The 8211-nt window shown below is 41.2% G+C and carries 8 protein-coding genes; 6 read left to right on the forward strand and 2 right to left on the reverse strand.

What is annotated here, in order from left to right; all coding sequences use genetic code 11:
• Positions 1 to 503 precede the first annotated feature (503 nt).
• Entirely contained in the window at positions 504 to 1442 is a 939-nt protein-coding gene (locus EKM65_RS10800; RefSeq protein WP_125608369.1) for a 2-dehydropantoate 2-reductase, read from the forward strand.
• A gap of 13 nt (positions 1443 to 1455) precedes the next feature.
• Entirely contained in the window at positions 1456 to 2532 is a 1077-nt protein-coding gene (locus tag EKM65_RS10805) for a PTS transporter subunit IIC (RefSeq protein WP_125608371.1), read from the forward strand.
• Between the two features lie 519 nt (positions 2533 to 3051).
• Here the strand turns inward: EKM65_RS10805 and EKM65_RS11375 are convergent.
• On the reverse strand, positions 3052 to 3207 hold the full coding sequence (locus tag EKM65_RS11375; protein ID WP_164506926.1) for a hypothetical protein: 156 nt from the start codon (positions 3205 to 3207) through the stop codon (positions 3052 to 3054).
• A gap of 82 nt (positions 3208 to 3289) precedes the next feature.
• Entirely contained in the window at positions 3290 to 4003 is a 714-nt protein-coding gene (locus EKM65_RS10810) for a ribonuclease H family protein (protein WP_125608373.1), read from the reverse strand.
• A gap of 132 nt (positions 4004 to 4135) precedes the next feature.
• Between EKM65_RS10810 and EKM65_RS10815 the strand changes: the two genes are divergently transcribed.
• The 4 genes from EKM65_RS10815 to cls all read left to right on the forward strand — a co-directional run bounded on the left by EKM65_RS10815 (position 4136) and on the right by cls (position 8028).
• Complete coding sequence (locus tag EKM65_RS10815) at positions 4136 to 5071, forward strand: alpha/beta hydrolase (protein ID WP_225420462.1); 936 nt, start codon at positions 4136 to 4138, stop codon at positions 5069 to 5071.
• A 157-nt stretch (positions 5072 to 5228) separates the two neighbouring features.
• Positions 5229 to 5729 carry a GNAT family N-acetyltransferase gene (locus tag EKM65_RS10820; protein ID WP_125608377.1) on the forward strand — a complete coding sequence of 167 codons (501 nt, stop codon included), beginning with the start codon at positions 5229 to 5231 and terminating at the stop codon, positions 5727 to 5729.
• 73 nt (positions 5730 to 5802) lie between these two features.
• The gene (locus EKM65_RS10825; protein ID WP_125608381.1) at positions 5803 to 6501 is read left to right on the forward strand and encodes a zinc metallopeptidase; all 699 of its coding nucleotides are present in this window, start codon (positions 5803 to 5805) and stop codon (positions 6499 to 6501) included.
• A gap of 57 nt (positions 6502 to 6558) precedes the next feature.
• Positions 6559 to 8028, forward strand: coding sequence for a cardiolipin synthase (gene cls, locus EKM65_RS10830; protein WP_125608379.1), 1470 nt, complete (start codon positions 6559 to 6561; stop codon positions 8026 to 8028).
• The last annotated feature ends 183 nt before the right edge of the window (positions 8029 to 8211 follow it).

Here is an 8211-nt window from a genome sequence, read left to right on the forward strand (position 1 = left end):
AATTTTGAAAAGTACAAATTTAAAGTTAAATCACACCCTCACATCTCTTTTGTCAGTGCCGGAGGAAAATCGCGGTCAGCCGCGGCATTCTTGTTGATGGTTTACCATTTACAAGAAAGTTTGTATTTGAGACAAATCGGTTTTTGATTTGGCTCAAATCAAACTCGCAGCGTTCTACCAGCGTATTTTCCTTAGACACGAAAAAGAGCAAACAAAGTATTTCACTATCGAATTGAAATTTTCATTATCTTAATAATCATCGGCAGCCGACACTTTGATTAAAAGTATGCAATGCTCTCTCAAATAAATTAATTTAATTTTTTTATTCACAAGCATCTCTTGATTTGATCTGCCCGTAAGCGCTTATTATAACCGATTTAACAATGTCACCGCTGCCAATAAATGGTCAGAAGTAACAATCTGTCTCAAATATTGACTTCAATCCAATCTAAGTTATAATATAGATGAACAAATTATTCATTTCACATCGGAGGAAATTTAAAATGAAGATTACAATTTTAGGTGCAGGCGGCATGGGCGGTCGGTTTGCAATGATGCTTCACCAAGCAGGCAACGATATTACGCTAGTTGATGGTTGGCAAGCAAATATTGATGCAATCCGCGCACACGGCTTACAGGCGGACTTTAATGGGCAACCTGTCACGGTACAATTACCAATCTATTCGCCTGCAGAGATCGACCAAATTGGCGACCAGGCTGAATTGATCATTGCCTTTACCAAGTCAAACCAATTAGCCACAATGTTTGAAGCAGTTAAGCCAATCATTTCTAAGAACACTTATGTTCTTTGCTTATTAAACGGTATTGGTCATGAAGAAATCTTGAAGAATTTCGTTAACATTGACCATCTAATTTTAGGTATCACCATGTGGACTGCCGGAATGACTGGACCGGGTCACCTGTCATTATTAGGCGATGGCAATCTTGAATTGCAAAACTTTACACCAGCAGGCAAAGAGTTCACGCTCGAAGTCCTTGATACCTTTAAAAAGGCAGGGTTAAATCCAACTTACAGCGAAAATGTTAAATATTCAATTTGGCGTAAAGCTTGTGTTAATGGCACGTTAAATAGTTTGTGCTCGTTATTAGAATGTAATATTGGTGAACTCGGCAAAACTGATGTTGCTGAACCAATTCTGCGCACAATCATTCATGAATTTGCCTTAGTTGCAGCCCATGAAGGCATTAAGCTTGACGAGGAAGAAGTTTATCAACATATTGCTGCAACTTTCACTGCAGCAATCGCAGCTCACTATCCTTCAATGTATCAAGATCTGGTTAAGAATCATCGCCTGACTGAAATTGATTTCATTAACGGCGCTGTTTGGCGTAAGGGGCAAAATTACGGCATTGAGACACCATACTGTGCCTTATTAACTCAACAAATCCACGCTAAAGAACAAGTCTTAGGCGCAAAGTAAAGGAGGAGCAACTATGAGTCAAAGTACAGCACCATCGTTAACTCCCAAAGTATTTATCAATAAAGTTTTAGCTGGGACGGCCACTGGCATTATTGTCGGTTTAATTCCTAATGCTGTTTTAGCAGCCATCTTGCAACTTTTCGGTAATAATCCAATTGCCTTAAGTCTGACCCACGTTCTCGTCGTTTTCCAATGTACAACGCCGCTATTAATTGGCGCGTTAATCGCATTGCAATTCGGCTTAGCACCGCTAGATATGGCAATTGTTGCCGGAGCTGCCTACGTTGGTTCTGGCGTCACGCAATTTAATGCCGCCGCTATTCATCCCATCACTAAAGCAACTGGCCTTTATCTATCTGCTGGTACTGGCGACTTAATTAACACGATGTTAACTGCAGCTTTAGCCGTTGGTTTAACGTTGTTGATCGGGAATAAATTCGGTTCTGTCAAGATTGTTCTCTCACCAATTATTATCGGCGCTGGTAGCGGCTGGATCGGCTTTTTAATTCTACCGTATGTTGCCAAAATCACGACTTGGATTGGCAACTTAATTAATTCATTTACTAATCTCCAACCAATTTTGATGTGTATCCTGATCACTTGTATGTTTGCCACTTTAATCATCACCCCAATTTCAACCGTCGCAATCGGAATGGCTATTCAATTAAACGGGCTTTCCTCTGGTGCGGCCGCAATGGGCGTGGCGGTGACAACAATCGTCCTAGTCATTCATTCTTGGAAAACTAATAAGTCTGGCGTGACCATCGCTGTAGGCTTAGGCGCAATGAAATTGATGATTCCTAATCTATTCCAACACCCAATTATCTTATTACCCATCTTAACTACCAGCATCATTTCTGCAATTCCCGTGGCACTATTTAACGTATTAGGCACGCCTGCTTCCGCTGGTTTCGGACTAGTCGGTTTAGTCGGCCCGTTGGCTTCAATCAACGCCGGTTTAAACCTTGTTTTGGCCCTCGTCGTTTGGTTCGTTATTCCAATTGCAACAGCCTTACTTTCTCGCTTCGTCTTTGAAAAGATGCTCCACATTTACGACGAAAAGAAAGTCTTTGCTTATTTAGGCGAATAACTAGCCACGCGTACAATTCAAAAACTGCGAACTGAGAAATAACTCAAAATGACGTACTGAATTCTTGATATCGGGCAACTCATTAACGTTAACGCCGGACAAAAGTTTGACAATTTCTCTTGAAATAATTAAGGCTCAAATCCATTTTTGGATTTGAGTCTTTTTGAAATTATATTCGAGTATATTCATTCTTTGGACTTTAGCATTGTGTCTGAAATTAGTGAATCTTACTTTAGACTAAATTCTAGAACTGTTATCTTGCGGTTCTTCGTGCCTGCGGAAAATGCGCTGGTGGAACGCTGTGGGCTCGACTTTAAGCCAATCTACGATTGTCTTAAAGCTCGGCCTTGTCGTAAATGGTAAACCATTAACGACAATTTCACAGCTGACCGCGATTTCCCTCCGGCACTGACAAACGAGATGATATGGTGTGATTTAACCGCAAATTTTTGCTTCTAAAAATTAGAAGGCAATTCAATCACTCGTCAATTCAGCGCTTGCGCAAAGGTTGCCATCTTGTCAGATTAGTGGCGGCGAAAGAATACCGCTCAGTAGTGACATTAATGTTGGCAATTTATTGCCTACATTAAGGCTCGTATTTGAGACGATTGGCCCTTTAATCGGCTCAAATCGACGCCCACTACGTTCCAGCGCTAAGTATTCTTTCGCCGCCACGGTACCCACTATTTCCAACCTTTGCGCAAGCGCGAAGAATTGCAATGATAACAGTTTTAGGCCTTAGCTACTTTTCTACTGTTCACATTTGATCCATGGTTCGATTTAATAATTGATCAACATAATTATTGCCATCATTAGTGGCATGACCCTTCGCCCACTGCATGTTTAATTGCGTAAAGTTAGGCAACAGGTCGCTGATTTGCTGCCATAATTCTAAATTCAAAACGGGTTCGCCGTTGGACTTTTTCCAACCGCGGCGTTGCCAACCGGCTAGCCAACCTTTGGTGATCGGATCTAACACATAGTGCGAATCCAAGGTCATTAAAATGGGTGCTTGTTGTAATCCAAGTTGTTGCAGACGAGTTAACGCTGACTTTAGAGCCGTTAATTCCATCTTGTTATTCGTTGCGCCATGCTCACCAGCGGTATCATCATAACACTCACCTGCAGGCGTCACGATTAAATATGCCCAAGCGGATAAGTCGGCGGTTTTAACGTGACCGCCGCGGACGTTACCGGTATTGCGATTACCGCCATCTGTATAAACGCGAATCTGATTAGCCGCGTCAAATTGTGATGATCTGGTCGACTGCTGATTTGTTGCAGTTGTTTTCTTGTTTATTGGTGTGCCCTTCTGCAAGTCAGCCAACCAAGATTGGGCTTCTTGCTCCGTTGAGAAACTTTTATAACGAGCGCCGGTAAAACCATCGACCTGAGCTTTGGTTGTGGCCCAATCGCGAAAAATTCCCGTTTCTCGGCCTTTTGCAACGGCATAATACTTTGTTTTCACCATGAAATACTCCTTTGTAAGTTGTAAATTTATAATTTCCTTAATATAATGATTAAATGAACGATAATTATGATTGAGTACTTGCTCTTACAAGCTCACTCATCTAACTCTTATTTTAACCTTAGGATGATATTATTGAAACAGATTACCAGCACAAAAAATAAGTTAGCCTGTGCCGCATTGGGAGCTGTCAGCGGTCTGCTAACTACCAGCGGCTTACTTACTGTGCGACATCGCGTTAAAACAAAAATTGAACAACAAGAATTCCAAAAGGCGCAGCAACCAGATCACGGCATTAAACAACGCGACACAACCACGAAACAAATTCCGACACTGTATGTGCACGGTTTTCGCGGTGGCGATTACACGACGAATAAAATGGTGCTCAGTGCGCAAAGGGTCACGGCTACTCATACCTTTTTGAAAGTACTCGTTGATTGGCGCGGCAATTTAACTTATGAAGGTCGTTGGTCTAATGATCCGAATCCGTTGGTTCAAGTGGTCTTTCGCGATAAATGGATGCCAACACGACAAATTGTTAACTGGCTAGATATTGTTTTACCAGAATTAAAGGAAAAATATCACTTCGAAGAATATAACGCGGTCGGTCACTCTATTGGCGCAACCGCCTTAGTACGCGTGGAAATGCGTAATTATGATAACGCGATCTTTCCACGGCTGAATAAACTGGTGCTCGTAGCTGGTCCCTTTGATGGCGTCGTTGCTTTTGGCGATTGGCCCAACATTAATCGACTGTTACCTTCTGGACGACCTGTCTTAATGAATCCCCACTATTTACAACTACTATTGAATCGTGATCGGTTTCCCAGCAACGTTAGTGTTTTAAATATTTATGGCAATATTGATGACGACAGTAATACCGACAAATATATTAGTGTGATTTCTGCAAAATCGATTCGCTATATTCTCACACCAATCGTCAAAGCTTTCCACGAAATTGAAATCCACGGCAATGATGCTGAACATTCTAAAATGCACGATGATGATGATGTCCTCAACATTATTAATCGCTTCCTGTTCGGTCAGCATACGGAGAAATCCACATCATAAAAACAAGCAAACTCGCGAATCCGATTGATATTTTAAATGTTACGGCTAACTTTAAAATATCATTGAGTAATCGCGATTTTTTTAGTGTTTGCTAAGCAAATCAGCACAATGGCAAATCATAACTATGCTAAACTTAAAATAGACTTGGAGGCAGCTTATGGAGAAATTCGAAAAATATCATCCGATTATGACACCACATTTCACATTCGATTGGCTAACAACTGCTCGACTTAATCACAGTACTGAATTAATACGTGCTGTTGAGAAACAACCTGACTTAACAACTGCCCAGGCAGCTGAACATATTAGCCAATTGATGCTTAAAATTATGCGTAATCAAGAATTAACTTGGGGTATTTTCAAACGTCCGCAAAAGACGCTAATTGGTTTAACCAGCTTAGCAAACCTCCAAGAACACACCAAAACTGCTGAATTAAGCTTGTACTTGCCGCCAAACTTAAGTGAACTCGAACAAACCGAATTACTAACACGCTTAGTAACGTTTGTCTTTGCTGAATTGGACTTTAACGAAACCATCTTAGCGACTAATCAAACCACAATTTCCCCACAAGTATTGACTGATCTAGGCTTTTCTAAGCCTGACAAAACCGGTAATTGGTTAATTGAACGTGCTGTTTCTTTAAAAACCAGTCTTTAGACGGTCGCCAAATTAACGCCATTTTTATAAGATGGTGGCAACGATAGTTTTAGAAAGTGAGGTTTCATTAATGATGTACGGACTATTTTTTGATCCAACTTTTATTTTAGTGATTGCTGGGTTAGTTATTTCAATGATTGCCTCAGCTCACGTCAATTCCACTTTTAGACGTTACGATGAAGTACAAAGCAACAGCGGCATTACCGGTGCACAAGCAGCACAGGCCATTCTTGATAACGCCGGAATTACAGACGTTCGCATTCAAAAAGTGGCTGGGAATTTAACTGATAATTATAATTCGAGTAATTTAACGCTGAGTTTGTCGGAAGCAACTTATAATTCCACTTCAGTAGCGGCTATTGGGGTGGCCGCTCACGAAGTCGGCCACGCCCTTCAACATCACACTGGCTACGTGCCTTTAAAAATTCGTACGGGTATTTTCCCCTTGGTTAATATCGGTTCTAATTTATCCTTTCCAATGATTTTGATTGGGGTGCTGTTAAGCTGGAACCAAACTTTAATCAACATCGGAATTTGGGCGTTTGCCTTGGTCTTGATCTTTCAATTGGTAACTTTGCCTGTTGAATTCAATGCGTCGGCACGAGCACTAAATATTCTCAAAAGCGACAATCTGCTAACTGTTGACGAAGTGCCAATGGTACGTCTTGTCTTAACGGCCGCTGCTCTAACTTATGTTGCTGCCGTTTTGTCAACCTTCTTACAACTATTACGTTTGGTACTCCTATTCGGTGGTGGGCGCAGCCGTGATTGATTCTTTGCTAGAAAAGGCATAGAATATACAATTATCTAAATTATGGGGTTTTAATTAATGAGTCTACGGATCGTGTTGCTAATTATTATTGGGCTATTGGTTATTAACACGACTGGTGCAATCATCACTGTCTTTCACCGGCCGCGAAGTATTCCTTCAACGCTGGCATGGCTATTAGTTCTAGTGATGTTGCCAGGTGTAGGCTTTTTAGTTTACGCATTTTTAGGCCGCGGTATTGCTGAAGATAATTTATTTGTCTTAAGTCATCAGGATCATATTGGCTTAACTCATTTGAAGGATTTAATTATCAAAGACATGGAGAAGTTAAATCCTACCGAGCCGACTAATGATACGACCGCTGAAGCACGCGGTTTAATCGAGTACTTTGATCGAACCGAAGATTCCCCAGTCACTCATCATAATAAAGTGCGAATTTTCACCGATGGCACAGAGAAGTTTGACAATTTATTCAAAGATATTAAAATCGCGCAAAAATTCATTCACGTGGAATACTATTCGTTTATTAACGATGACATTGGCAATGAATTCTTAAACCTGCTTGTTCGTAAGGCCCAACAAGGTGTCGAAGTGCGCCTCGTTTATGATCCATGGGGTTCTCCCGGCGCTACCAAAAAATGGTTCGCACCACTAACAGATGCCGGTGGTCAAGTCGTTCCCTTCATTACCTCGCGGGATTTAATTCGTAAAACCCGTCTGAACTACCATTTGCACCGTAAAGTAGTTATTATCGATGGTAAAGTAGGTTGGACCGGTGGTTTTAATGTCGGTGACCAATATTTGGGCCGCAGTAAAAAGTTCGGCTATTGGCGAGATACGCATCTTCGCATTGTTGGTACTAGTGTGCTCGCGTTGCAAGAACGGTTCCTAATGGATTGGAACGCTTCAATCGAACGTTACGATCAACGAATCACTTTCAAAAACGAATATTTCCCCAGTCCTAGCAAAATCGCAGTTGGTCATACGCCAATTCAGGTTGTTTCTGACGGCCCCGATAGTGAGGCGGACATTCTCAAGGGGGGAATGATGAAGATCCTACTGACCGCTAAAAAGTCAGTTTGGATACAAACACCCTACCTTGTTCCCGATGAACCGATGCTCAGTTCGTTAATTATCGCCGCCCGTTCTGGAATCGATGTTAGAATTATGATTCCGCAAATGCCCGATCATCCTTTTATTTATCGGGCCACTCAATATTATGCGAATTTATTGACCGAATCTGGTATTAAGATTTACATTTACGAGAATGGTTTTCTTCATGCTAAAACAGCTATTTGTGATAACGAATTCTGTTTCGTCGGCTCGATGAATCAAGATTATCGCAGTTATGCACTCAACTTTGAATGCAACGCCTATATCTATGACGCCCAAATCAGTCAAGAGCTAACCGATATTTTTGAAAGTGATATGGAAAAGTCTGAATTGCTGACAATGACAATGATTCGTCAACAGTCCCATTGGCTTCATTTCAAACAATATTTCTCCCGCTTATTATCACCAATACTTTAAAATAAAAGAAGTGGCACTCAGACTTTCACTTCATGACAGAACGAAAAATGGAGCTGGGATTTTATCCTAGTTCTATTTTTTTGTTCTAAAACTGTTATGTTGTGCTTCTTCGTGCCTGCGGAAAATGCGCTGGTGGAACGCTGCGAGCTTGATTTGAGCCAAATAAATTTGTCTCAAATACAA

It is taken from the genome of Lapidilactobacillus bayanensis (genome assembly GCF_003946695.1).
In the GTDB taxonomy this organism is placed as follows: domain Bacteria; phylum Bacillota; class Bacilli; order Lactobacillales; family Lactobacillaceae; genus Lapidilactobacillus; species Lapidilactobacillus bayanensis.

Coding starts and splice junctions, on each gene's coding strand:
- EKM65_RS10800 (WP_125608369.1), top strand. CDS start 504: ATGAAGATTACAATTTTAGGTGCAGGCGGCATGGGCGGTCGGTTTGCA.
- EKM65_RS10805 (WP_125608371.1), top strand. CDS start 1,456: ATGAGTCAAAGTACAGCACCATCGTTAACTCCCAAAGTATTTATCAAT.
- EKM65_RS10810 (WP_125608373.1), bottom strand. CDS start 4,003: ATGGTGAAAACAAAGTATTATGCCGTTGCAAAAGGCCGAGAAACGGGA.
- EKM65_RS10820 (WP_125608377.1), top strand. CDS start 5,229: ATGGAGAAATTCGAAAAATATCATCCGATTATGACACCACATTTCACA.
- EKM65_RS10825 (WP_125608381.1), top strand. CDS start 5,803: ATGTACGGACTATTTTTTGATCCAACTTTTATTTTAGTGATTGCTGGG.
- cls (WP_125608379.1), top strand. CDS start 6,559: ATGAGTCTACGGATCGTGTTGCTAATTATTATTGGGCTATTGGTTATT.